21 protein-coding genes are annotated in these 24,319 nt (G+C 52.5%); 16 read left to right on the forward strand and 5 right to left on the reverse strand.

Features of this window, described 5'->3' with window-relative positions:
• Window positions 1-13: 13 nt before the first annotated feature.
• The 3 genes from B036_RS31245 (at window position 14) to B036_RS31255 (ending at window position 2,343) form a co-directional block, all read left to right on the forward strand.
• The gene (locus B036_RS31245) at window positions 14-433 is read left to right on the forward strand and encodes a DUF2141 domain-containing protein (RefSeq protein WP_020571713.1); all 420 of its coding nucleotides are present in this window, start codon (window positions 14-16) and stop codon (window positions 431-433) included.
• Window positions 434-578: 145 nt separating this feature from the next.
• Window positions 579-1,007 (forward strand): hypothetical protein, encoded by a 429-nt coding sequence (locus tag B036_RS32730; protein WP_020571714.1) that lies wholly within the window; start codon window positions 579-581, stop codon window positions 1,005-1,007.
• Between the two features lie 370 nt (window positions 1,008-1,377).
• Window positions 1,378-2,343, forward strand: coding sequence for a DUF6807 domain-containing protein (locus B036_RS31255; RefSeq protein WP_020571715.1), 966 nt, complete (start codon window positions 1,378-1,380; stop codon window positions 2,341-2,343).
• Window positions 2,344-2,509: 166 nt separating this feature from the next.
• Here the strand turns inward: B036_RS31255 and hemB are convergent, their stop codons facing one another.
• Window positions 2,510-3,496 carry a porphobilinogen synthase gene (hemB, locus tag B036_RS0126295; RefSeq protein WP_020571716.1) on the reverse strand — a complete coding sequence of 329 codons (987 nt, stop codon included), beginning with the start codon at window positions 3,494-3,496 and terminating at the stop codon, window positions 2,510-2,512.
• Window positions 3,497-3,839: 343 nt separating this feature from the next.
• On the opposite strand from hemB, the gene B036_RS0126300 reads away from it, so the two are divergent.
• Window positions 3,840-4,874, forward strand: coding sequence for a dipeptide epimerase (locus B036_RS0126300; RefSeq protein ID WP_020571717.1), 1,035 nt, complete (start codon window positions 3,840-3,842; stop codon window positions 4,872-4,874).
• Between the two features lie 139 nt (window positions 4,875-5,013).
• Window positions 5,014-5,793, forward strand: coding sequence for a DJ-1/PfpI family protein (locus tag B036_RS0126305; RefSeq protein ID WP_020571718.1), 780 nt, complete (start codon window positions 5,014-5,016; stop codon window positions 5,791-5,793).
• On the opposite strand, the gene B036_RS0126310 is transcribed toward B036_RS0126305, so the two are convergent.
• A complete protein-coding gene (locus tag B036_RS0126310; protein WP_020571719.1) occupies window positions 5,776-6,501 on the reverse strand; it encodes a hypothetical protein in 726 nt (241 codons plus the stop codon). The two genes, B036_RS0126305 and B036_RS0126310, sit on opposite strands and share 18 nt — an antisense overlap.
• A 152-nt stretch (window positions 6,502-6,653) precedes the next feature.
• Window positions 6,654-7,655: a hypothetical protein gene (locus tag B036_RS0126315; protein ID WP_020571720.1), complete on the reverse strand. Its 1,002-nt coding sequence runs from the start codon at window positions 7,653-7,655 to the stop codon at window positions 6,654-6,656.
• Window positions 7,656-8,334: 679 nt separating this feature from the next.
• Here B036_RS0126315 and B036_RS0126325 point away from each other — a divergent pair.
• The 9 genes from B036_RS0126325 (at window position 8,335) to B036_RS32745 (ending at window position 18,702) form a co-directional block, all read left to right on the forward strand.
• Window positions 8,335-9,654 carry a GntP family permease gene (locus tag B036_RS0126325; RefSeq protein WP_020571722.1) on the forward strand — a complete coding sequence of 440 codons (1,320 nt, stop codon included), beginning with the start codon at window positions 8,335-8,337 and terminating at the stop codon, window positions 9,652-9,654.
• A gap of 235 nt (window positions 9,655-9,889) precedes the next feature.
• A complete protein-coding gene (locus B036_RS0126330) occupies window positions 9,890-11,434 on the forward strand; it encodes a tetratricopeptide repeat protein (protein ID WP_169435102.1) in 1,545 nt (514 codons plus the stop codon).
• A gap of 389 nt (window positions 11,435-11,823) precedes the next feature.
• Window positions 11,824-12,615 (forward strand): hypothetical protein, encoded by a 792-nt coding sequence (locus B036_RS0126335; protein ID WP_020571724.1) that lies wholly within the window; start codon window positions 11,824-11,826, stop codon window positions 12,613-12,615.
• Between the two features lie 37 nt (window positions 12,616-12,652).
• Complete coding sequence (locus B036_RS0126340) at window positions 12,653-13,072, forward strand: OB-fold protein (RefSeq protein WP_026232369.1); 420 nt, start codon at window positions 12,653-12,655, stop codon at window positions 13,070-13,072.
• An 18-nt stretch (window positions 13,073-13,090) separates the two neighbouring features.
• Window positions 13,091-13,636 (forward strand): YceI family protein, encoded by a 546-nt coding sequence (locus B036_RS0126345; RefSeq protein WP_020571726.1) that lies wholly within the window; start codon window positions 13,091-13,093, stop codon window positions 13,634-13,636.
• Window positions 13,637-13,643: 7 nt separating this feature from the next.
• Window positions 13,644-14,510 (forward strand): DUF5777 family beta-barrel protein, encoded by an 867-nt coding sequence (locus B036_RS0126350; protein WP_020571727.1) that lies wholly within the window; start codon window positions 13,644-13,646, stop codon window positions 14,508-14,510.
• Between the two features lie 231 nt (window positions 14,511-14,741).
• Complete coding sequence (locus B036_RS32735; RefSeq protein WP_020571728.1) at window positions 14,742-16,565, forward strand: T9SS type A sorting domain-containing protein; 1,824 nt, start codon at window positions 14,742-14,744, stop codon at window positions 16,563-16,565.
• 176 nt (window positions 16,566-16,741) lie between these two features.
• Window positions 16,742-18,229: a hypothetical protein gene (locus B036_RS32740; protein WP_020571729.1), complete on the forward strand. Its 1,488-nt coding sequence runs from the start codon at window positions 16,742-16,744 to the stop codon at window positions 18,227-18,229.
• The gene (locus B036_RS32745; protein WP_020571730.1) at window positions 18,226-18,702 is read left to right on the forward strand and encodes a T9SS type A sorting domain-containing protein; all 477 of its coding nucleotides are present in this window, start codon (window positions 18,226-18,228) and stop codon (window positions 18,700-18,702) included. Before B036_RS32740 ends, B036_RS32745 begins: the two co-directional genes overlap by 4 nt.
• A 198-nt stretch (window positions 18,703-18,900) precedes the next feature.
• Here the strand turns inward: B036_RS32745 and B036_RS0126370 are convergent, their stop codons facing one another.
• Together B036_RS0126370 and B036_RS0126375 are read right to left on the reverse strand one after the other, a co-directional pair.
• Entirely contained in the window at window positions 18,901-20,850 is a 1,950-nt protein-coding gene (locus tag B036_RS0126370; RefSeq protein WP_020571731.1) for a CocE/NonD family hydrolase, read from the reverse strand.
• Between the two features lie 86 nt (window positions 20,851-20,936).
• Window positions 20,937-21,794 carry a hypothetical protein gene (locus B036_RS0126375; protein ID WP_020571732.1) on the reverse strand — a complete coding sequence of 286 codons (858 nt, stop codon included), beginning with the start codon at window positions 21,792-21,794 and terminating at the stop codon, window positions 20,937-20,939.
• 258 nt (window positions 21,795-22,052) lie between these two features.
• Here B036_RS0126375 and B036_RS0126380 point away from each other — a divergent pair, with 258 nt between their 5' ends.
• Together B036_RS0126380 and B036_RS0126385 are read left to right on the forward strand one after the other, a co-directional pair.
• Window positions 22,053-23,108 (forward strand): LLM class flavin-dependent oxidoreductase, encoded by a 1,056-nt coding sequence (locus B036_RS0126380; protein WP_020571733.1) that lies wholly within the window; start codon window positions 22,053-22,055, stop codon window positions 23,106-23,108.
• Between the two features lie 150 nt (window positions 23,109-23,258).
• Window positions 23,259-24,254, forward strand: coding sequence for a Gfo/Idh/MocA family protein (locus tag B036_RS0126385; RefSeq protein WP_020571734.1), 996 nt, complete (start codon window positions 23,259-23,261; stop codon window positions 24,252-24,254).
• Window positions 24,255-24,319: the final 65 nt, after the last annotated feature.

Here is a 24,319-nt window from a genome sequence, read left to right on the forward strand (position 1 = left end):
ACCATTACACTAAATGAACCTCTTTCTTTTCCTCACCGGACTCCTGCTTTTTTCAGGCCCTCAAACCGTCAGTGTAACGGTGAGCAGCAGCAGCGCTGAGGCTGGAGAGATCCGGCTGGCCGTCTACGCCAGCGAGACCGATTTTAAAGAACAACGAGCGGTAACCTCCATCATCAAGCCTACCACTGGTGCCTCCGTTAACCTGAAGGTTGACCTGCCACAAGCCGGAACCTACGTGCTTGCCGCTTTCCACGACGTGAACGGCAACGGTAAGCTGGACCGTAATTTCTTCGGCATCCCAACGGAGCCCTATGGCTTTAGCCGTCCGCCGGTTTCCAAGTGGGAAGAGCCCCGTTTTGGGGATATCTCCGCAACGTTCTCCGACAAAAAGGCATCGGCCCGGGTGGAGCTGAAATTGTGGAAGGAGTATTGATGGTTAGCCCTTATTACCAATCTAGGGGCAATACATTTGAATCTCCGACGATTTCGCATAGCGAATACACATTAGTTCACTGCAAGCAAGGAGAAAAAATAATTCTTTCTAATAAGCGATAGATGAAAAAGTAAGTGGACTAAATATGGACAATGATTTTTTTGCACCAAACCCGAATCAATCGGATCAATTTTTTCAAAAGTTTTCAACTTTTATGGATTCAGTTGACGATGGAAAGTTAATAATGAAAAATTGGAGTTTAATTGAAAACACAGAAGATGAAAATTCCGATAAAATAATTTCTCATCTAATTGATTTAGCTTGTAACACACAAAATATCATCAACATAAATATTGGAAGATATTTTCTGCAGAAATCATCTAAAGGTTGGTTAATGAAAAGATTGAAAAGGTTGATAAGATCGTTTTTGGTCAATGGAGATTATTGGAACTACCTAAGAGCTTTAGAATTGCTTTCAACCATTGATAATTCATTAACTAAAGAGATAGCAACTAAAGCAGTTCAGCATGAAGATTTAGAAATTCAAGAAGTCGGGAAAGGTTTCTTAGATTAAAAAACCTTCAGCAAAAAAATGCATATACGCCCACACTTCCCATTTAGTCGGCACGGCGCCTGCAGGGATGTTACCCAGGGGAAATTCGGGATAACAGGAACAGTTTTCTCTATACGACATGCAGCGCCGTGAAGTACAGTGCCGCGATAACAAGCGTAAGCTGTGTCGAATCTTGCTCGCCGAGCACTAGCCAGCCTAGTAGATAGTCATTACGTGATATGCGCTAACACTATTTCAATAACGACCTATCTTGTAAGGGCTAATTCTTATGCCCTGGCTAGAAAGGGTAGGCATAAGCTAGATTTTAATAAAACCAAGTGTTAGCACTTTGCTAGTGAGAATGTGACCTTACAGTATTACTTTTAACAAAATGAATCACTACCAGCTCTTTCCCTGCTTTCTAATCTTGCTCCTCGCATCCTGCGGCCCCGCCCTCGAAAACAAAGAGGAAAAGGGAGAGGGCAAGAAAGGGGACCTCCGCCTGGAACAAAGCTCTGACTACCTCAGCATCCTTCATGAAAATCAGCCGGTACTGAACTACTGGCTCAGTCCCCAGCTGCCCGAAGGCATCGCCGAACATTACACACGCAGCGGCTTCCTACACCCAATATGGAGCCCCTCGGGACAGATCGTTTCCGACGGATTTCCCGCCGGCTACGCTCACCAGCACGGCTTATTTACCGCTTGGACCAATACCACCTTCCGGGACAGCTTCACGGATTTCTGGAATACGCACAAAGGCCTGGCAACCGTAATGCATCAGGAATTAGTTGAGGTGCAGGAACAAGACGGCTACCTCGGCTTCATGGCTAAATTGACACACAGCAGCAAGCACTTCGGTCCGGTGCTGAGCGAAGACTTAACCGTTCGAGTCCATGATCGTAAGGAGCCATTTGTCTTTGACGTGCGCAGCGAACAAACCAACGTGACGAAGGACACCCTTTTCCTCAACAAACACCTCTACGGCGGCCTCGGTATCCGGGGCAGTAAGCACTGGAACCCGAAAGACACGGTCAATTTCCTGGCCCCAGCCGAATTTCTTACCAGCCAGGGCCTCACCGTTGATTCAGCCAACCATACCCGCCCGGAATGGACGGCGATTTATGGCAATCTGCCTAAAGGAAAAGCCGGTATGGCCGTCATCCCCCATCCAGAAAATTTCCGCTGGCCGCAGGCAGTGCGGGTACACCCGGAGTTGCCTTATTTCTCAGTATCCCCAGTAACGAAGGAAGGTTTTTTCATTGCGCCGGGGGAGACTTATATTTCTCGTTATCGGGTGGTGGTGTTTGATGGGGAGGTAGATAGTGAGGCAATGAACACGTTGCGGTGGGAATAAATATTGTACCATGAGCTCCAGCCGCCCGACAAATTCTTTTGGCCTGGCGAAGCCGGGCAAAAGTTTGTCTGCCGGCTAATACTGCTTTTTGGGAGTAGCGTAAAGGCTTTGTTGAGTCATCTCTTCCGAGGTTAACAAGGCCAGCCTAAAGGCTAGGGAACCGGAGTTACTCCGCATACCAAGTGGCAAAGTCCTTAGCAAAATAGCTAATAATCACACTGGCGCCGGCCCGGCGGATGGAGAGCAGGGCTTCTGAGGCGGCCGACCGGTAATCAAGCCAGCCGCGCTCCGCAGCGGCAAGTAACATGGCGCACTCCCCGGAAACGTGGTAGGCGGCGATGGGCAGGTGGTGCGCGTCGTTCAGTTCGCGAATGATGTCGAGGTAGTTGATGGCTGGTTTAACCATCAGGTAATCTGCACCTTCTGCGGCGTCGAGGGCGGCTTCACGTAGGGCCTCGCGGCGGTTGGCCGGATCCATCTGGTAGGTCTTTTTGTCGGTCGGCACGTTTTCCAGTTCGCGGGGGGCACTGTCCAGTGCGTCGCGAAAGGGACCATAGAAGGCACTGGCGTACTTGGCGCAGTAACTCATGATGGAGGTATCGGTGAAGCCTTCGGCGTCGAGGGCGCGACGGATGGACTCGATGCGGCCATCCATCATTTCACTGGGGCCGATGATGTCGAAGCCGGCGCGGGCCTGGGCGACGGCCATGGCGTTGACGAGGGGCAGCGTCTGGTCATTATGGATCTTACCGTCGACGACGAGGCCGTCGTGGCCGTCGGTGCTGTAAGGGTCGAGGGCTACGTCGGAGATGAGGCAGATGTCGGGGAATTCCGTTTTCAGCCGGGTCGCTGCCAGGAGGTAGAAGTTTTCTTCGCTGGTGGCGTAGGTACCCGTTTTGTTCTTGTGTGCTTCCGGCACGGCGGGGAACATGATGAAGCTGTAGATGCCGAGTTTACGGCACTCTGCTACTTCTTTGACGACCTCCTCGATGCCGAGACGGAAGGTTCCGGGCAGGCTGGTGATGGGCAACCGTGCATTGGGGTCCGGCATCAGAAAAATGGGCTGCACGAGGTGACCGGGGGTCAACTCGGTTTCTCGGACCTGAGCGCGGATGGCGGGGGATTGGCGGTTGCGGCGGGGACGGCTTAGCATAGTCTTGTGGTCTTGTGATCTTGTAGTATGGCTCTGCTCGCTGCGCTCGGGAGCCGTAGCTTTTTCGTGGGGCAAAAGTAAGTGGTTTCGCCTTGAGGAGGGTCATAGGCATGTCTCATATCCAAACTTATCGGCAGATAGAAAACAAAGGCTGAAGATCGCCGTCACGAGCGGAACGCATCCACATGCGGCAGCACTACTAGACTACCGGGCTAATAGGCTACAAGACTAATAAGGGCGCGGCCGCAGGTGCAAGGGGAAGGTTAAAAAGCAAAGTAAGAAATACACGCGCTACCACATTACCTTAGCACCAAGACGACCAATAGTACCAATAGACCAAAACATGCAACTAACCATCCACCCCCACGTCCTTCCCCTGGCCAACCCTTTCCGCATCGCCCACGAAAGCCGGACGGAGCAGCCGACCCTGATTGTGGAGTTGCACGATGAGGCCTCCGGCCTCAGTGGCTACGGCGAAGCGCCGATGACCCGCTACTACGGTCTCGACAGCGACGAGTGCACGGCTCAATTAACTTCCCTTGCACCTGCGTTCGCGGCAAAAAAAAGCCTGACGCCGCAGGCCACCCATGCCCTGATTGATACCCATGCCCCCGACTTGAACCCTTTCCTGCGTTGTGCGCTTGATGTAGCCACGCACGACCTTTGGGCCCGCCAGCAAGGCACCCGCCTCGGTCTGCTGTGGGAGCAGGATCGGAGCCGGCACATACCCACCTGCTACACCATCGGTCTTGGACCAGTGGCAGAAATGGTGGCTAAACTAAAAGCCTTCCCCTGGCCCGTTTACAAAATCAAACTCGGTCGGGGAGATGATGATGTCGCCATCATCAGCGCCCTGCGCGAACACACCGACGCTCCCTTCTACGTCGATGCCAATACCGGCTGGACGGCCCGACAAACCATCGACCTCTCTTCCAAATTGGCCGACCTCGGCGTCGTCTTTATCGAACAACCCCTGAAAACCGACGACCTGGCCGGACAACGGGAGGTCTTTGCCCACTCTGCCCTCCCCATCCTGGCCGACGAAAGTTGCCAGACGGAAGCCGACGTGGCCCGCTGCGCCGAATACTTCCACGGCATCAACATCAAAGTCGTTAAATGCGGCGGCCTACTGCCCGCCCGGCGAATGATCGCCAATGCCCGTCAGCTCAACCTGCGGGTCATGGCCGGGTGTATGACCGAAAGCAGCGTCGGCATCAGTGCCATCGCTCAGCTACTACCCGAACTGGATTATGCGGACCTCGACGGTGCTATGCTTCTGGCTAATGACCCTGCTGTAGGTGTTACCTTCGATCCAACTACCGGCTTTGCCATCTTCCCCAAATTGGCGGGAACGGGCGTCAGCATTTATCAAAAGTAATGGTGAGTAGTAAGAACTCGGTTGAGGATATCCTCAGCCGAACTCATAGCAGGTCAGGCTGTTCGAGAGGCTAGACCCTCAACCAAAACTTTCACCTGGCAATTACTTTTAATACCCTTTTTAATTCAAAGAAAACCCAATGAACAGAATCATCCAAATTTCCGTCCTGGCTTTATTCCTTCTAAGTAGTTGTTCGGATCAGGGAAGCACCTCCAGTGCTGCGCTTCCAGAGTATAGTGCCTCCGCATCCGACACCCTGACGAAGCACCTTATTCCTTTTAATGCCGAGCTTCCTACCATTGGCCTGCTGATGTACAACGGAGTCTTGACAACAGAGATCACTGCCGCCGCAGATGTGTTTACCAAACACCCCGAAGGAGAAGACCAACGATTCAACGTCATCACCATCGCCGAAACAAAAAAATCCATCGTTACGGAGGAAGGGCTCACAATAGTACCTGATTACACCTTTGCTACCTGCCCGCAACTAACTGTACTTTTTGTTCCCAGTGCCTACGATATGTACTCTCAGGTCAATAACGAAAATATAGTGGCGTTCATTAAAAAGAAAAACGAAGAGACCGAGTATACCGTCAGCAACTGTGGCGGAGCCCAACTGATTGGAGCAGCGGGTATTGCTAAAGGAAAAAAGATCGTTACCTGGATTGGCGGAGGCGCTCAACTCCAAAAAGATTATCCGGAACTGTTGGTACAGGACGATGCAGTAGTTACCTACGTCGAAGATGGAAAATTTTTGTCTTCAAACGGAAATTTAGCCAGCTACGTCTCTGCCCTCAATCTTGTAGAGAAAATGACAAGTCCTGAACACAGAGCATTTGTTGAGTCTTACCTGTACCTTGACCGACTCCAGGATTGGGAGCCAGGAGCTAGAAACCAGGAGCTAGTTCCTGGCTCCTAACCGTAGCCGCCGCCCCCAAACCAACACTTGTCCGCCATAAACGCACAACCACATTAACAAAACGGTGAAGCTGAGTGCCTGTGCACCCGCGTACCAAGGCTGGCTACGCAGATCCGCCAGGTGGTATTTGTAGGCCAGGAAATCTGCACTGGACAGGATCGCATACGCGAGAATGAAAAGCAGCACTCCTTTCAGGAGTTTCCGCAGGTACCAGAGTAAACGGGGCAAGCTGCGTGCGCCGAGTCTGGCGCGTTTACGGCGCAGGTACAAGGCACTGAAAAATACGTAAAGCGGCCAGCCAGCCAGGAAAAGCGCTTGCTCAAGCCCGCCATAAAAAGGATTGTAGAAATAGCGCCCTTCCTCGTTACGTAGAGAAGGGATGAGCCATATGGCCAGGAAATAGATCGTCTGCCCGATGGGCAGAGCCAGATGCTTGAGGTCCGTCCACCGGAACCGGTAAGCGGGGAAGAGGTTAATCTTGACGTGGCTAAATAACAGGACAGGCAGCCAGAGACTGAAATAAATGGGCAGGTAGCGCAGCGTTGGATAGGTAATGAGGTACCCGCCAAAATCAAGGGCGAAGTGTAATTGAGTGAGCCCCCCCAGTAACAGCAAGGTTCCGTAAAGGCGATTGGCCCGTTGCTCTCCCGACTGCTTGAGAAAGAAGAGTGCACCAATAACGAGGCTACCCGCAATGGTAGCGGCCATTATCAATAAAGGTATCAGCGTAGGAGGGGCGGGCATACGGCGAAGATAGGCAGATATCTCACCCGGCGGAACATAAAAATGCCGACACTCAGAGAGCGTCGGCACGGTAATGGATTAAGGGGTCAATCTTGGTTTAGGATAGGAAATCTGTTTTATTTTGCGGCACTAAAGTCCAGGTGCTTCAGGTCTTTGTAGAAACCTTTGAGGTATTTAGTGATTTCACGCTTACTGCTGCTGGAAAGATTTTCGAAATTTTCCACCTGATCGAGGAGCGTATCTTTCAGGCTGTTCATGTGGTCGGCGGCATCATTGAAGTCGGGAGCAGTATCATAGTCCCATAACAGGGTACGGTCGGTAACATTATCCTCATTGTATTGATTCATGCCTTTTGCGTAGCTGGCGTTTACCAGGCCACTGTAATCGAAGTCATAAGGAACAGCGGTGAAGGTCCCATCAGCGCCTTTGAGCAGTTTCATGTTACGGACCATCTTGGTGCCATAATCACTGTTGCCGATCATGTACTGGAATAAGGCAAGGGTTTCAGCATTGTTTATTTTTTCGGCAGGTATGTTATAGCTCTCACTGGAATTGTCCATGCTTAACCGTTCCTGGAGTTCGTCACAGTCCTCAATTAGGATAGCGTAGCTGGTGATGGTGCTGCCGTCGGCAGTATTTACGTAAGTGATGGTCAATAACTGGGTGCGGAAGCTGGCGGTGGGGTTTACCGTATTGTATAGTTCGTAGGCGAGTTGCTCACGAAGAAGTGCGTCCTGACCCGCTTCATCATTGGTACAGTGGGTAACCAATTTGAAATCATTGTGCGTGTTAAGGCCAAGGGCACGAAGGCCTGCCTTTTTAAACTGTAATTTCAAAGGAGGCATGGCGCAAGTACGGCGGCGAAACTTACCACGGACAGTTACTTCAAGGTCGAGTTCAATGCCGTCTTGAATAATCATTGCGGGTAAGGATTCCGCTTTCTTACGGTAGACCTCCAGGCTGTCAAAATTTACGTGAAGTTCAATTTCAGTGGTCGTATCAGCAATCCACTGATCGAAAAGGCTATTGCCTGTTTTTTCCACGCCGCCAGTGCCATTGGCGAAAACAGCGCAGCTAATAAAGAGGCTGTAGATGATGGTGACGAAGAAGCGTTTCATGATTGGGTTGTTGTATGGGTCTGTATTAAGAGACTTTGTTTTTTGTGAATGGTTGCACGTTGATAATGAGTTAGTTACAACTCCCGTGCTTTGATGATTCAAATATCGGGTGCCAAACCGGTCTGCCGAAATTTGTTCGTTCTCTCCTTGGATTTGCTCGACGAATGCTTGTATCCCTCGATAAACGGAATGGTGACTTTTAGCAAAAACGCACGTCTTAAGGGATTTTGAATACATGAGCGGGGAGTGAAGGGTGAAGGAAAAGGGAGAGAAAGGAAGGGTAACCAGTGATTTTTCATTCAGCATTGTCATCTCCTCTTCTTTTTCCTTTTTCCCTTCTTTCTTTATTTTAGGCGCGAACGCAGGTGCAAAGGAGGTTAAGTGACCATGATCGGACACCAGTTATAGTGCCAGAAGCGTGCCAGAAAATCAATTAGTTGGTTTTCAATTTATTACGAATAAAATAAAAATAAATGTGTTCGTAATCGAACGGCAGGTGGTCGACTTTGGACAAATCCGGGCTGGTTTGCGAATAAAAGCTCAAGTAACCAGTGGTCTTCTCAGGGCAATCGTACGGTCAATAAAGAAGAGAAGGCCGTTCACGGCCTCGCTACAAGAGACGGAACTCCGGCCCTAAGCAGGCAGGCGTCGTAACTTCCTCCCTATAACCCATTTTACTATGCTTACAGGCCTATCGTTACTCCTTGCCATTACCGTCACCATCGCTTTCCTAATTCTGTCTGGCAGTAAATTGAAGTGGCACCCTTTCTTCGGCCTGCTGGTTGGGGCAGCGGGGCTTGGTTTAGCCATTGGGCTTGATTTGCCCCAGGTCATCGGTTTATTAAAGGAAGGCTTCGGAGGGCTGATTGGAAATGTCGGACTGCTGATCGTTTTGGGGAGCATCATTGGGGTTGGTCTGGAGCGGTCGGGCGGAGCCCGACGTATTGCCGACCTCCTCATTGGAGGTGGGGGGAACATCGGTCTGCGCCTCGTGGTATTAGGCGCCGTCATTTCCATTCCCGTTTTTTGCGACAGCGGATTCATCATCCTGGCGGGCCTGTTACCGGCGCTGGCGCTGCGCGCCGGCGGCAAGGTGGCTCCATTGGCCCTCAGCCTTGCTGGCGGGCTGTACCTTACTCATACCTTGATTCCCCCAACACCAGGTCCGCTGGCCGCTGCGGCGAACCTGGGAGCCGACGATTACATCGGCACCATTATGTTGCTCGGTGCATTAGTTAGCCTGCCCGTTATTTTGGTGACCTGGAAAGCATCGAGCTGGCTTGGGGACCGAATCACGGCCCTTCCTCCGACCCCGACAACGACTGAAGATGTGCCGCTGCCCTCGCTCCGCCAAAGCCTGTTGCCGCTGCTCATCCCCATTTTACTGATCGCCCTTGGTTCCGTACTTAAGCTCGCTACCGATGGCGAAGGGGTCGTGTCCTATATATTATGGTTGTGCGATCCGACGGTTGCTTTGTCCTTAGGTTGTATTCCTGCACTGTTACTTCCGTCGGCGGTTAGTAAAACTGAATGGATAAAAGATGGTCTTGGGCTGGCTGGTCCGATCCTGATTATCACGGGGCTGGGCGGAGCCTTTGGCGCCATCCTAAAAGCATCTTCATTGGCCGACGACGTTGCCGGCTGGGTTGGTGACCAACCCCTTTCTGCAACTGCCCTGCTGTGCCTCGGCTTCGCCGTCGCTGCGCTGATGAAGTCGGCCCAGGGGTCCAGCACCGGTGCCCTGGTCATTGCTTCGGGCATCATTGCCCCGCTGCTTCCGCTTGCTGATTTTACTTCTGGTACCGACCTTGCCCTGATGACCCTGGCCATTGGCGGTGGCGCCATGACGGTCAGCCACGCCAATGACTCCTACTTCTGGGTGGTCACCCGATTCTCCGGTATTGAAGTTGCCGATGCTTACCGAAGCTATACGCCGTTGACGGCGGTGATGGGTGGGACCGTTTTGGTATCGGTGGTGACGCTATCGTGGATTTTGTAAAACTTGCCCGCAAGAATCTCGTTACGCACTTGACCATCTGCTGAAGTCAGGCTAATTGGCACCGTCATTTCTTCTTTACTCCTATTTTTGACAACCTCTTATGTCAACCCCGGCTCCACATACTTTTTTGCTTTGTCTGGTGCTATTATGCCTTAATACAAGCGGGTTGTCCGCGCAGGCGCAAAGCAGTACCAAGGTTGATAGCCTCCAGCGTTTACTCACTCAGGAAACAGCCTTGAATAAAACAAGAGTAGACCGTCTGAACGAGCTGGGGTATGAATACTGGATTGCTGACCCTGGCGCATCCATTAAATATGGACATCAGGCATTAGAAATCGCTAAGATTTTACCTTATGAAACCGGTGTCGCCTACGCCAACAGAATAATCGGGGTTGCGCATTGGGCCCAGGGTAATCTTGATTTGTCCTTTCATTATTTGATTGCTGCCAGAAAGGGATATCAGGAGCTCGAAGATGCTCTTGGAGTGGCCAATAGCAGCCTTAATTTAGGAATGGCTTATGCTGATCAGCGCAACTTCGACTTAGCTAAGCGGAATTACGAGGATGCCCTACAGTTCTTTCGGCAGGAGGGAGCAGATTCACGGGTCGCTACCACCTATACGAAGATTGCGGATTTATTGATTCTTCTGGAAAAGTATACGCCTGCTTTTGATTACCTAAACCAGGCACTGGTCATCCACCGGCGTACCGGTTTTTTATATGGCGTTGCCGAAGCGAATCAAAAACTTGGCCAACTGGCAATGTCACAAGAAGAGTGGGATGACGCTATTTCGTATTTTCTACTTGCGGCTGATGCTGGCAAACAACGTAATGATCAGGTGGGTTTAGCCGGTAATTATTTGGGAATCGGTAAGGCGTACTTTATCAAAAATAATCTGGGTCTGGCAGAGGACTATTTGAATAGAGCAAAGAAACTCGCAGAAAAATTCGGACTGCAGCGCATCAGGCGAGACGTCTACCTGGCCTACAAGAACCTGGAAGCCCGACGCGGTAATTTCCGTCAGGCACTTCTTCACGCCGATGCGTATTTGAACGTTAGGGATTCGCTTTTTAATCGCGAAAAATCTAATCTTATCGCAAATATGGAAGCTCGCAGGGCCTACGAAGCTCAGGAGGAAGAGCTCGTATTGGCGCAGAAGAATCTGGATCTCCTAGTCAAGGAGAATAAAATTAGCGGCCTTACCAAATGGTTACTCGTACTGGGATTGCTTACCGTTATTGCCATTGCATACGCCCTGCTTTCCCGAAAAGACCGGGTTATTGCCAGGAAGGGAGCCGATTTAGAAGAGGCCTACCAACGCGGAAATGATCTTGAAACGGTCCTGAAAGGCAAGGAACAAGAATTGACGTCTTATACCCTCAATTTCGTCCAAAAAAATGAGGGCATCACCGAATTAAAGCGGCTCCTTCAAAACCTCAACAAAAGGGTAAGCCATGAGCACCGCACGGAGCTTAAATCCATTGTACGTAAGTTGGAAGGCCTGCTAAGGGTAGACGAAGACTGGGCAGATTTTCGACGACACTTTGAAAGCGTTCATCCCGATTTAATTAGACGGCTCGGAGAGGAATTTCCTGGCCTGACGAGTAATGAGTTCCGCCTGACCTCCCTCGTCAGACTCAACCTATCCACTAAGGAAATCAGTGCGGTACTAGGTATTTCCCCCGATAGTGTAAAAACTGCACGCTACCGCCTACGCAAGAAGTTCAACCTCGACACCCAGGACAGCTTGTTTGATTTTTTACTCCAGCACGAACGATAACTACTTCCTCCGCGCTAACTTCTCTCTTTTTCTCAGGCGCGAACGCAGGTGCAAAAGTAGCCGTAGCAGAGCAAAACCCTGTAAAATACAGGTTATACTTCATTTCCTTGTTTTCTGGACTGGTGCCCTCTTGTGCACTCTCTGAAAACACGTAAGTGTTTGATTTTCAATAAACTGAAAATGATCTTGCAAGTCGTAGTCTACCTGCAATTCCCCCACTGTCTACTATAAGTCGCCCTCTTCTTCTGTGTACGTACACCAACCGTACCCACTCCTTTTTTGGGTTGGGGTAGCAGTTGCCTGCATCTTGGCATCGCCCCAAGGGAGCACTGCAATTTTTTCAGAATCTCTTTAAGGCGTAGCTCAAAATCCTCCGTAAAATTATTCCCATGAGAAAGCTTCTTTTAGGCTTTTACTATCTCGTCTTCCTGATATTGCCCGTTGCTTGTACGTACGATCAACTTGCTGTGGTTGAGGCGTGTGACAACAACCTCGTCTTAACCATTGCCGAGCAAACCTCTTCCGCCTGTGGCCTTACTTCCGGGGCCGTTACCGCAGCTATTACCGGAGAAGCAGCCGGGGCTCCCGTCACCTTCAGTTTGAATGGGATCGATTTTCAGGAGTCCCCTACGTTTACCGACCTCGCGGCCGGGAGCTACACCCTCACGGCTCAGCAAGGGGCTTGCACCGTTATGATAGACGTGACCCTGGAAAATGCAGAAGGGCTTAATGCAACGGCAGCAGCCATGCCGTCTGACTGTGGCGCAACCAACGGATCTATTACCGTTAGTACTGCCGATGCCGGTGGAGAGGTCACCTTCTCGATAACCGGAGGCACCAGCCAAGCCGACCCCACCTTTACTGGCCTTGCACCGGGCATGTATGAAATCACCGCTCAGGACGAGATTGGTTGCCAGGTCATCCTCGAAGCTACGGTGACTTCCACTGTTGCTTTCGCAGAAGTCGAGGCCATCGTTACTTCTTCTTGCGCCATCAGCGGCTGTCATGCAGGTAATGTTTCTCCCGACTTCCGTGTGCGGGGAAACATCCTCAGCCGGGCCGGTCGTATCGGCTCTCGTACGGGTAACGCCTCCATGCCTCCGCCAAGCAGTGGCAATTCCCTTTCTGAACAGCAGGTCAATGCTATTTCCTGCTGGGTAGCCGATGGTGCGCCGGAATAGCCACTACTCTTTGTTTCACACTCTAATCAAAATCACCATGTCCAAGATCCTCAAGATCGGCCTGCCTCTCCTAATTGTTGGCGGACTGCTTGCCTTCAAATTCATGCAGCCTAAGCCCCTGCTCGACATCCAAAGCGCAACTACCGAACTCAACATCAATGCCGGAAGCCTGTACGCTGCTTTTGAAAGCGATGAAATTGCCGCTAATGCTACTTACGTCGGAAAAGTAATGGAGGTGAGTGGCTCCCTGAGCGAAATCACCAAGGACGATGCTGGCCACTACGTCCTGACCTTATCCGCAGACAGCCCCCTGGGGCAAATTGTCTGCAATCTCTCCCCAAAAGAGTCCCCGCCGGTCTCCTCCTCAGCCATCGGCCAAATCGTGACGGTTAAGGGTGTCTGTACCGGCTACCTTTTCGATGTCGTGCTTGATAACTCAGCCATCATTTCTAAATAATTCCTCTAAAAAATCACCATGAAGTTTCAATTCTTATTCCTCTGCCTTTTGGTCTCCAGCCTTGCTGCAGCTCAGAGCCCACTCATCACGAAAGACGGTACCACCACCTTCTTTTCACATTCTCCCATCGAAGACATCGAAGCCATCAACGAAAAGACTACGGCAGCGATCAATTTCAGTAAAGGAGACGTCGTCGTAAAAATGCTGATCAAGCATTTCACCTTTGAGAATGCCCTGATGCAGGAGCATTTCAACGAGAACTACATGGAGTCGGAGAAGTTCCCCTCCGCCATCTTCAAGGGCAAACTGGCCACCCTGATTGACATCACGCAGGACGGTGACTACCCCGTAATGATCAAGGGGGACCTTGTCATTCGTGGCATCAGCACGCCGGTAGAAACTGAAGCCAAGATCACAGTGGCCGGAGAAAAGATCACCGCGACGACGAAGTTCATCGCAAAACCGGTGGATTATGACATTAAAATACCGGCGGTAGTGATTAAAAACATCGCTGAAGAGATCGAGGTCACCTCAACGCTGACGTTTGTCAACGCTAAAAAATAATAAGCTCATGAAGTATCCACTGCTACTTAGCCTGCTCCTCGCAGTGCTGATCTCTGCACCTGCGTTCGCGCAAGAAGACGACCTGCTCTCCCTGTTGGAAGATGCCACACCGGAGGAGCCTTCCCTGACGCCATCCTCCTTTAAAGGAAGCCGCCTGATCAATGGTCATACGGTTATGACCCGCCGGAAAGGTAGCCTGGAATTCCTGATTGCCCACCGCTTTGGCCGCCTGAATTCCGGTGCTTACGAGCTTTTCGGCCTCGACAACGCCAACGTCCGCTTCGGACTGGATTACGGCTTTACGGATAAGCTTACCGCTGGCTTTGGACGGAACTCCTTCGAAAAGACTTTCGATGCCTTTGCCAAATACGCCCTGCTGCGCCAGCAAACCGGCGTAAAGACGATTCCCGTCTCCGTAACCGCCTTCGCCAGTGGGGCCATCAATTCGCTCCGCCCGATCGACCCCACAACCGAAATTGCATTCTCTGAACGGATTTCCTACACCTATCAGTTACTCATCGCACGCAAGGTAAATAGTAAACTATCGCTGCAAGTGATGCCAACACTGGTACACTTCAACACCGTTACCGCCGACCGCGAAAATGACCTGATTGCACTCGGGCTAGGAGGAAGGTTGTTGCTTACGAAGCGCCTGTCGGTTAATGGGGAATACTATTACCGCTTCGGTGAGCGCGACCTCGACACCTACGACGCCATCGCCATCGGCATCGATTTGGAGACGGGAGGACACGTCTTCCAGCTCCAGTTTACCAACAGTCGTTCGATGAACGAGAAAGGGTTCATCCGAGAAACTACTGGTGACTTTTTTAATGGTGATGTACACTTTGGTTTCAACATTACCCGGACTTTTTAGGAGAAGCAATTGCTCGGCGGCCGAGGCGGGACGACCTGACTCGTCCGCCGAGGAATTGCTTTGAGACCGCTCGGCCGACGAGTCAGGCCTAAGGGCCGCCTCGGCGGACGAGCTTACCACTGCTCTCACCTCCTCAACCCATAACCAACCTTTAGCAGATAAGAGATTTCCAGACACGGCACGTGCAACCGTGCCCTGCTACCCTTACGCCCTCTCTACTAATTCAATACTATGAACAACCTGCTTTTTACAACACTTCTTATTTGGTTTCCCATTGGCCTGTACGCGCAGGACGACCCACCAGTGGCAAGCTGCTTAGAAAACTTTACGGCGGATCTCGGTGCAGATGGAAATATAGTCCTTACTCCTGAAGACCTTAACGACGGTTCGTCTGATACCGAAACGCCCACTATTGAACTCCTCTTCAGCCTCGACTTCGGCGGCGCGGTGCTGAACTGCGATGACATCGGCGCACCCGCCCAAACCGTTACGCTCATCGTTATGGACGGAGACGGACTTTCCAGCACTTGTACCACCCAGGTGAGCGTGGAGGACAACCTGCCCCCCGAAGCCACCTGCCAGAACGTCGCGGTTGAATTGGGCAATAGCGGAAGTTTGAGTCTTTCCTTAGGCTTTGCCCGAAACGTTATCCTTACCGATTTCGTGGACAATTGCGTTGCTTCACCACCCACTATAAGTATAGCCGGTGGTTCGTCTGTGTTTCGTTGTGATCAGCTAGGGGTGACCACCCGCACTTTCTTTTACCGCGACGGCAACGGACAGGAAGATCGTTGCAACGACGTCCGTTTCCAAGTTACCGACCCGCTAGGCGTTTGCGGCGAAGACCCCGTGGCCAACTGCCAACCCTTCACGGTCACCAACCCGATCGAGCCCACCTTGACGCTCAACGCCAATGTCTTCGACAACGGCTCCACCGACGACCGCAGTGTCTACACCTTGGTCTATTCCGACGCCACCGACCGCCAGGAAAACACCATCTTCGACTGTAGCACGACGGGCTTCGACCAGGGGCAGACCTTCACCGCCGGGCAGACGGGCGTGATCCAGTCCATCAAGGTGCGCTCCGGTGCGGCAACGAACACGGAAATACACCTGTACAACGGAAATATGGCCACCGACCCTACGGTCGATCCCTCCTCCCCAAATTACAGCCAGAACGTGGAGCTATTTTTCGGCGAGTATTTCAACCGGGCCAATCTTAATGTCATGACCCTCGACGAGCCCTTCCCAGTAGTGGCCGGCCAGGAATACACTTTCATCCTTGATACGGGGTCGACCCTGAGTCGTTCCTGCCCCGGTTCGGCCGACTACGCGGGTGGCCAACCGATCAGCGGGTTTGGCCTTCAGGATGACCCCGGCGGGCAAGACTTCACCTTCGAGGTCAACATCATCGGGCCGACTGAGATGGAGTTCCCCACCGCTGGTCGGACGAACCTAACGGTGTTTGCGGTAGACGATCAGGGCAATGTGTCAGAGGGGTGCGCGACGTCGGTTAACCCCGATCAGCCGCTACCGGTGGAATGGCTGTCGTTCGGCGCGCACGCAGGTGCAAAGGCGGTTGAACTGCAGTGGGAGACCACCTATGAGCCGGACAATGCCGGCTTCCACGTCGAGCGCTCGGCTGGTGGGAACGACTGGTCGGTCATCGGCGAAGTTGCCGCGCGCGCCGGCGCAAACCAACGCTACGACTTTACCGACGCCGCTCCTTTGGAAGGTACGAGTTACTACCGCCTGCGGCAGACGGACTCTGACGGGCAGGTAAGCTATTCGCCCGTGGAAACCGTCGAGTTCTTTGGCGATGACCGGGTGATCATCTTCCCCAACCCCGCCACCAATTTGGTCAACATCCAGTTGCCGGCGGGAGCGGAGTTGCTGGAGCTGCTGGACGTTTCCGGTAGAAGCGTTAACGCCCGCTTCAGTGGCCGGGAAGGCGAGTTGAACGCCAAGGTTTCCCGGCTTCCCGACGGGGTTTATGTCCTCCGTACCCGACTTACCGACGGGCGAATCATTGCCAACCGCTTGGTGGTGCATTGACCCTGACCCGGCACGTGAGATGACCCGGCGAACCAGGTCACCTCACAGCCGGCCGTACGGCCCTTGCCCTTCAAACGATTACTGCACCTGCGGCCGCGCCCACATCAAACACACCGCTTAACTAAAGTCAAAACTTACGACCCCTATCATTTTTCAACCCATATACCGTATTACCAATGAAATACATACCCAAATTACTATGCTGCTTCCTTGCCTTTTCCTTGCTGTTCGCAGGTGAGGCGCTGGCACAAAGCCCCGAGGCCTTCAAATATCAGGCCGTGGTACGAAACGTGGATAACACCCCGATCACTGAGCAAATGGTGAGCATCCGAATCAGCATACTCGAAGGTTCGACCTCCGGCACCATTGTCTACCAGGAATTCCATAACCTTACCACCTCCGCCATAGGTTTGATCTCCCTGAACATCGGACAAGGGACTATTCTCTCAGATGTCTTTACCGACATCGCCTGGGGACGTAATGATCACTTCCTGTATGTGGAAGTAGACCAAAACGGTGGCACGGACTACGAGTGGCTAGGCACCAGCCAATTGCTGTCCGTTCCCTACGCGCTATATGCGACAAAGGCGGGGGCCGTAGACCTTACCGCCGGTGACGGGATCAGCATAACCGGCAATGAAATCAGCAATAGTAAGCCTTCCTTGTGGCAACTTGATAGCAATGTGGTGTTTGTGGAGACCAATCAGGTCGGAATCGGGGTCAATGACTCGACTGATGTCCCTGCTGATGCCCGCCTGTTTGTCAATGGTAACATTCGGATAGCGGAAGACTCCAGCCTCTTTGGCATAGATCAAATCGTTGGTTTCAACGATATTCGCTTCGCAGGCAACCCTGACCGGACAAACGACGTAGTGATCGCCAACAACGGCCGGGTAACCTTCGCCGAAGAAGTCGGGATCAATCGAACCTTTTCCTTCGTTGACCTTAACGTGCGAAATCAGGCGGGAAATAGTACCGTTTTCCAGGTTGAGGATACTTCAGGGGTTGACCTATTTGAGGTTGGCAGAAACGGCAATGTGGGCATCAACCAAATAACCAACAACGTCACCCTCCAGGTGCAAAACAAATCGGTTGGCGACAACAACATCATCGCCAACTTTGAAAGAGCCAACGGGGATAATGTGCTTCAGATTCAGGACGACCGGGATGTGGTGATTACCGGAGACTTCTCCGTTACCGGCTCGAAGAATTTTATCCTGGATCACCCGCTCGACCCAGCCAATAAAGTCCTTGTCCACAACGCAGTTGAATCTCCGGATCGCATAACCTACTACGATGGGACGATCCGACTGAATGAAAGCGGGGAGGCCGTGGTACAACTACCCAACTACTTCGAGGCACTGAATACGGATTACCGCTACCAACTGACCTGCATCGGCGGCTTCGCCCAAATCTACATCAAGACCGAGATCAACGATAATCAGTTCACGATTGCCGGAGGGCAGCCTGGCATGAAAGTCTCCTGGCAGGTAAGCGCCAAACGAGACGATCCCTGGGCCCACGACCACCCTTACCAGGCGGAGGAAAACAAGGACCCCGTAGACAAGGGGAAATACTACTATCCAGAAGGTTACGGAAAAGGCGACGCCTTTAAAATTGGTATGGAGTTACCTCAGGAGGGTGCTAAAGAAGGAGACCAATGAGAAATCTGATCTGCAACCTACTCCTGGTTTTAGCCTCCCATACCCTGGGGGCTCAAAGCCTGACGCCCGAAGTGGTAGCTACCACTGGAGAAACGTTCTCAAATAGCACCGTTACCCTCGAATGGACGCTGGGAGAAATCATGACCGAGACTTTTTCTGAGCGTATTACAATGACGCAGGGTTTTCATCAGCCGCCAGAGGGTGTTCCACCGGTTGGAACCACAGCATTATCGGCGGACAACCCAATCGTTCTCTACCCCAACCCGGCCACCAAGCGCGTCAACGTTCGCCTCCCCGTCGGGGCTGAATTACTGAATTTACTTGGCGTCACCGGACGGAACATCAGCATTCGCTTTAATGGCCAGAGAGGTGAGCTGACCGCTAATTTAGCTGGCCTACCCGCCGGGCTGTACTTCCTTCTTACTAGGCTGGCTGACGGTAGAATAGCCACGAACCGACTGGTTATTCATTGATTCCTGTTCCAAAACGCAAATCGTAATCTTTTTACATCTACCCACCGGGCCAAATGCCCCGTGGGTAGACTTTTTTCCTCTCTAAAAAACCAAGTTGAGCCTCCTGCCCTAATCGAAACCAATCTCGATCCTGTCTCCTTCATCTTCAATTATGAGGAAGTAGGCTGAAGGTAATGCACGGTATAAGCGCAGGGGAACCTACCGTATCATCGGAATCCGAACCGAACTAGGATAAGCCGCCGAATGATGTACCTCATTCCGCGCCACCACGCTCTTGCTTTCATCATAGTTACGGCCACCAGTATTCAGGTTACGGTCGAAACGGGGGAAGTTGGAGCTGGAGACCTCGATGCGAATCGAGTGGCCGGGCTTGAAGTGGTTGGCGGTAGACATTGGCGTGAGGTCGACTTTATATACCTTTCCTTTTTCCATGAAGACCTCTTTGTCGTAGCCCTCGCGGTAACGGACGCGCTGGATGGTTTCGTCGAGGTTGTAGGCCGTGCCGTCTGGCGCTACGTCAATGAGCTTGACGGTGAAGTCGGTGTCTTTGGCGTCGGAGCTGACGTAGAGCGTAGTTTCGATGCTGCCGGCAATTTCTACGCCATCGGCGAAGGGTTCGGTGGTGTATACCAGGATGTCGTTGCGGGTTTCCATCACACGCTGATCGAAGGCACCGCCTTTGACGGCATTACCGGTACAGCAAACGTTGCCGCCGTAGCTGGGCACTGGGTTCATGGGGTCGTAAACGAAGCGGTCGGGCATGTCTTTTCCCGGAGCCTTCTTACTTAGCCGGCCGTTACCGTGCAGGGTGTTGGCGCTGCCGTCGGAGTCAAAGTAGAACGTCTCCATTTTTGCGGCTGGCGGAGGCCAGGCGGTGGCCGTCTTCCACTCATTGCTTCCCATAACATAGTACTGCACCCGCGGCCGCGCCTTCGGCTCCTCTCCCTTCAGGTGCTGTGCAAAAAACGCTTCTATCTGTTCCTGATAATTGAGCCGGGCATCGCCCACAGAGCGCTCGCCGACAATGGTGTTTTCGGTAGCCCGTGTGTAGCCGCAGTGCAGCGTGGGCGCGATGACGAGGTGCTGCTGGTCGCGCATCGCCGGGGTGGTGGCGTTGCTGCGAACGTGGTTGAACAGTGCCAGGTTGGGGCTGATGGACACATCATACCAACTCGTAAACCAGAAGGCGGGGACGTCGAAAGGCATGTCATCGTGGTACAGTCCACCCTCAAACCAGGCCTTGCTGTTCGGGGTGCGGGTGGCCATTTCTTCAAAAATGCCCTTGGGACCGTGCTGCGCCGTGATGATATCCTGCATCGGCAGGGTTTTCAGGCCATCTTCCCACGCTACGCGGGGGTATTCCGGAGCCATGTCGTGGAAGCGTTGGAGGCGAAGGAGGTCCTCCCGCGTCGCGCTTTTCGGGATACGGGGCCGCATCGGATCGTGCTGCACGGAGTACAGCCAGGCGATGAACAACATCTGGGTGGCACCGCCGCGGTACCAGTTGCCCTGCTCCTGGAACTTACCGACTTTACCGACGCCGGCCCCGTAGCCCTGGGGAACGATGGCCTTGAGCGCGGGGTGGCCGAGGGCGGCAACGGCCATCTGCCATTCGGCGGTGGAAGAGCAACCGATGAGGCCGATGTTGCCGTTGCTCCAGTCCTGCCCGGCGAGCCAGGTGAAGGCATCGTATCCGTCCGTCGTTGGGGTGCCGAGGATGTCCCACTCGCCCTCACTGTAGTAGCGGCCGCGCTCGTTTTGCTCCACGTAGGCGTAGCCCGCCTTCACCCAATCGAGGGCACGCTGGTAGGTGCGGGTACGCTCCTCTCCGTCGACCCAGCCGTTCATCTGGTAGGGTGTCCGGCTGAGGATGACGGGGACTTTTTCATCGGTCTTAGGGCGGTAGACATCGGTCCGCAAGCGAATACCGTCACGCATTGGGGCCATGTGCATTTGCTCGACGTGGGCGAGTTCGGCGAGTTCGAGGTATTCGCGGCTCGACTGCGCCAGTAAGGGGGTAAGGGAAAAAAGGAGTAAGGGGAGTACGAGTCGTAGTCCTTTATGCCTTTTTCCTGCTACGCTTTTTTTGGGGGCGCGGACGCTGGTGCAATGGAAGTTTCGAAGAAGCAGGGGGAGGAGCTGGCGCATTGGTTGGTTGGTCTACTGGTTAGATTAATTTGTTGGGTTAAGGTACGGTGTTCCCCTTTATGACCAAATTTTTTCACCCTCCGATGCTAATAAGTGTAATCCCGTAGTTGCAGTGTATCGGCTGCGCTTTGCAGCAGGAAAGTGTCTCGGAATATCAGGGAGTCAAGTACAACGATGTTCTGGTTGTTTCCAGCTGTAATCGTCTTGAAACTGGTTGTCCCTTCTATCGGCCGGTCCACAGGTAGAAGTCCCTTACGCTCGTATTGAACGCCTGCTTCTATTCCCATAAAAATGTTCGGGCGAATCGTAAGATAGGGCTTATTGAAAGCGAGGTCACGGAACGATGTTTCCACGTAGAAAACCCCTTCATTTCCAAGCGTACGCTCAATCAGGTAACGATACGTTACCCAGGCACGATCACCTGTGAAAATTTTCATATCACGGGTAATGACTTCTCCTTTCCTTGAGAAATCGAATTCGTCCAGTTGTAAGTCGACATCGTCCGGGTCTAAAAAGATATAGTTACGATCATTAGGGGCAAGGTCATTGAAAAGCCCGGGGGCACGGAAGAATAGCCTGTGGCGCAAGTAATACGCCTGCTTCTCGTCCGGCGTATTTTCAAAAGGGCTATTTCCTTCCCGAATCAGGTCGGAGAAAGCGTTTACGTCCATGTTGAAGCGCCCATCATTACTAATCGTATCTGATCCGAATGAGTTGACCGGAACAAAACCGGGTGGTTCGTTAAATATCGAAACTTGTTCCCATAAGAATACATCCCAGCCGGTTTTCGGAGTACCGTCGGTAATCTCCGTCAGGGTTCCTTGAAAGATAAAATCGGGCCGATCGTCTTCCATATTTTCCTTGGTGCATCCCATACCTAGGCACAGGGTTAGGCAACTAAAGATCACGATCAGGAAATAGGACAGAGGGTCAATTTTTTTCATAAAAGGACATTGTTAAAGGGCCATGAATGTACGTTTTCATTGGGAGTTAGGAAGCGCATGGTTGGGAATCTAAGTCTTACTGGAAAGGAGGGGTTTAGGGTCTCTACGGTAGTCAAAGTAGGCACCACTAAAGTGAGAATCGGAAATTGCCATAAGGTTTAAGAAAACTTTTACGGTTAGCCTCCCGGGCTTAATCCAAACCCGTCAAGAGTTTGTTGGCTAAACTAGAATCGTACCTAAGCCATCAATCATAAATCCATGCCTGCGCAACCAACTGCCTATTCCATCCTAGAGCTAGCCATTGTCTCCCAGGGGAATTCCCTGCCGGAGACTTTTCAGAACATGCTCTCCCTGGCGCAAAGGGCGGAAGCGCTTGGCTACAAACGCTTCTGGTTGGCCGAGCACCACAATACCATAAGCGTTGGCAGTAGTGCCCCTCCCGTCTTGATTGGCCACGTAGCGGCGGGGACAAAGACGATCCGCGTCGGCTCCGGTGGCGTTATGCTGCCCAACCATTCCCCGCTGGTAGTGGCGGAGCAATTTGGCACCCTGGGGTTACTCTACCCCGACCGAATCGATCTCGGTCTGGGGCGGGCACCGGGTACCGACCAGGCGACCGCGCAGGCCATCCGGTCAGACTTTATGCAGGCGGCACATTCCTTTCCCCGGGAAATCGAAAAGATTCAGCGCTATTTCTCTCCCTCAAACGAAGCGGCGGCTGTGCGGGCCAATGTCGCAGAAGGCGTCAACGTTCCGCTTTACATTCTGGGGTCCAGCACGGACAGCGCCCACTTAGCGGCTGAAAAAGGATTGCCCTACGCCTTTGCCAGCCATTTCGCTACGGCGCAGTTGTTCGATGCGCTGAAGATCTACCGAAAGGAGTTCAAACCATCTGCGGCCCTGGACGCTCCTTACACCATGGCTGGGGTCAACATCATCGTTGCGGATACCGACGAAGCGGCGGAGAAATTGTTCACTTCTCTTTTACGGATGTTCATCGGCCTCGTCACCGGAAACAGGGGGTACCTGCAACCCCCTACAGACATGACCGAAGAGCTCCGGCGTGCCAATCAGCACCCTGCTCTCCGGCAGATGCTGAAATTTTCTTTCGTAGGCAGTAAAGAAACGGTTAAGGGACAGGTCGAAGACTTTCTTCAGCAGACGGGTGTCGATGAGCTTGTTGCGGTCACCGCCCTCTACCAGCACGAGGATCGGTTGAATTCCTACGAGTTATTCTCAGAAATCATGCAGGAGCTTAACGCTGGTAGTGGCGTTGACGAATCGGTGTTGACCTATGCGGCAAAAGATTCATAATTGAAGGTCGGTAGAGGGCAGCCCTGCTACGCCAGCAGACGAAATCTCCAAAGATGACCAGGGGCAAGGAGGGATAGTGGTGAAGGTGGTGGAGTAGACGAAACCAGACAAGCGCTTAACTTTGGGCAAAACCAGTATTATTTCCCCTTTATGATGGACCGCTCTCCTTATTCCACCCCCATCCGCTGGGGCATCATCGGCTGCGGCGACGTGACTGAGGTGAAAAGCGGCCCTGCCTACCAAAAAACGGAAGGCTTTGAGCTTAAGGCCGTCATGCGCAGAGACGAAGCAAAGCTGAAAGACTATGCCCACCGGCACCAGGTCGAAAAATATTATAACAACGCTGACGCGCTGATCAACGACGACGCCATTGACGCCGTCTACATCGCGACGCCTCCCGATACCCATCGGTACTACGCGCTTAAGGTCGCCGCAGCAGGAAAACCTTGCTGCGTAGAAAAACCGCTGGCGCCCAGTTATCAGGACAGTTTGGCCATCCAGGAAGCTTTTGCCGAGCGGAATATTCCTTTGTTCTCAGCTTACTATCGCCGCTCCTTACCGCGCTTCACGCAGGTGGAAGCGTGGCTGAAGGATCGGGAGGTTGGCGAAGTACGCCACATCAACTGGTGCCTGAGCAAAGCCCCCAATGCGCAGGATTTGTCAGGCGTTTACAACTGGCGTACGGATTCGAAGGTGGCACCGGGTGGTTACTTCGATGACCTGGCCAGCCATGGGCTGGACCTTTTTACCTTCCTTTTGGGAGACATGAAAACGGTGAAAGGCATCAGCCTGAACCAACAGGGCTTGTACGGCGCCAAGGATGCTTTTACCGCCTGCTGGCTCCATGAAGGTGGTGTCACCGGGGCCGGAAGCTGGAACTTTGGTTGTGAGCATACCGAAGACCGGGTAGAAATTCTGGGAAGCAAAGGCAGCATTCTATTTTCTGTATTTGACGAGGCTCCCGTGGTACTTGTCCGTGGAGAGACGCGAGAAGAACTTTTCATTGAACATCCGAAACACGTGCAAATGCCCCACGTAGAGAATATGAAAAAACAGCTACTGGGAGAAGGTGATTATCTGCACCCGTCCAGCGGCCAAACGGCCTTGCATACCAGCTGGATAATGGATGAGATAGTAGGTCGATGAGATTAGCTCCTTTGCCTTTTAACTTTTATTGCACCTGCGTTCGCGCCCAAAAAATAATCTAAACA

This window comes from Neolewinella persica DSM 23188 (assembly GCF_000373105.1).
Lineage (GTDB): Bacteria > Bacteroidota > Bacteroidia > Chitinophagales > Saprospiraceae > Neolewinella > Neolewinella persica.

What these genes read in the sequence shown, in the direction of transcription:
- B036_RS31245 (WP_020571713.1), top strand. Translation starts at nt 14, where the DNA reads ATGAACCTCTTTCTTTTCCTCACCGGACTCCTGCTTTTTTCAGGCCCT.
- B036_RS32730 (WP_020571714.1), top strand. Translation starts at nt 579, where the DNA reads ATGGACAATGATTTTTTTGCACCAAACCCGAATCAATCGGATCAATTT.
- B036_RS31255 (WP_020571715.1), top strand. Translation starts at nt 1,378, where the DNA reads ATGAATCACTACCAGCTCTTTCCCTGCTTTCTAATCTTGCTCCTCGCA.
- hemB (WP_020571716.1), bottom strand. Translation starts at nt 3,496, where the DNA reads ATGCTAAGCCGTCCCCGCCGCAACCGCCAATCCCCCGCCATCCGCGCT.
- B036_RS0126300 (WP_020571717.1), top strand. Translation starts at nt 3,840, where the DNA reads ATGCAACTAACCATCCACCCCCACGTCCTTCCCCTGGCCAACCCTTTC.
- B036_RS0126305 (WP_020571718.1), top strand. Translation starts at nt 5,014, where the DNA reads ATGAACAGAATCATCCAAATTTCCGTCCTGGCTTTATTCCTTCTAAGT.
- B036_RS0126310 (WP_020571719.1), bottom strand. Translation starts at nt 6,501, where the DNA reads ATGGCCGCTACCATTGCGGGTAGCCTCGTTATTGGTGCACTCTTCTTT.
- B036_RS0126315 (WP_020571720.1), bottom strand. Translation starts at nt 7,655, where the DNA reads ATGAAACGCTTCTTCGTCACCATCATCTACAGCCTCTTTATTAGCTGC.
- B036_RS0126325 (WP_020571722.1), top strand. Translation starts at nt 8,335, where the DNA reads ATGCTTACAGGCCTATCGTTACTCCTTGCCATTACCGTCACCATCGCT.
- B036_RS0126335 (WP_020571724.1), top strand. Translation starts at nt 11,824, where the DNA reads ATGAGAAAGCTTCTTTTAGGCTTTTACTATCTCGTCTTCCTGATATTG.
- B036_RS0126340 (WP_026232369.1), top strand. Translation starts at nt 12,653, where the DNA reads ATGTCCAAGATCCTCAAGATCGGCCTGCCTCTCCTAATTGTTGGCGGA.
- B036_RS0126345 (WP_020571726.1), top strand. Translation starts at nt 13,091, where the DNA reads ATGAAGTTTCAATTCTTATTCCTCTGCCTTTTGGTCTCCAGCCTTGCT.
- B036_RS0126350 (WP_020571727.1), top strand. Translation starts at nt 13,644, where the DNA reads ATGAAGTATCCACTGCTACTTAGCCTGCTCCTCGCAGTGCTGATCTCT.
- B036_RS32735 (WP_020571728.1), top strand. Translation starts at nt 14,742, where the DNA reads ATGAACAACCTGCTTTTTACAACACTTCTTATTTGGTTTCCCATTGGC.
- B036_RS32740 (WP_020571729.1), top strand. Translation starts at nt 16,742, where the DNA reads ATGAAATACATACCCAAATTACTATGCTGCTTCCTTGCCTTTTCCTTG.
- B036_RS32745 (WP_020571730.1), top strand. Translation starts at nt 18,226, where the DNA reads ATGAGAAATCTGATCTGCAACCTACTCCTGGTTTTAGCCTCCCATACC.
- B036_RS0126370 (WP_020571731.1), bottom strand. Translation starts at nt 20,850, where the DNA reads ATGCGCCAGCTCCTCCCCCTGCTTCTTCGAAACTTCCATTGCACCAGC.
- B036_RS0126375 (WP_020571732.1), bottom strand. Translation starts at nt 21,794, where the DNA reads ATGAAAAAAATTGACCCTCTGTCCTATTTCCTGATCGTGATCTTTAGT.
- B036_RS0126380 (WP_020571733.1), top strand. Translation starts at nt 22,053, where the DNA reads ATGCCTGCGCAACCAACTGCCTATTCCATCCTAGAGCTAGCCATTGTC.
- B036_RS0126385 (WP_020571734.1), top strand. Translation starts at nt 23,259, where the DNA reads ATGATGGACCGCTCTCCTTATTCCACCCCCATCCGCTGGGGCATCATC.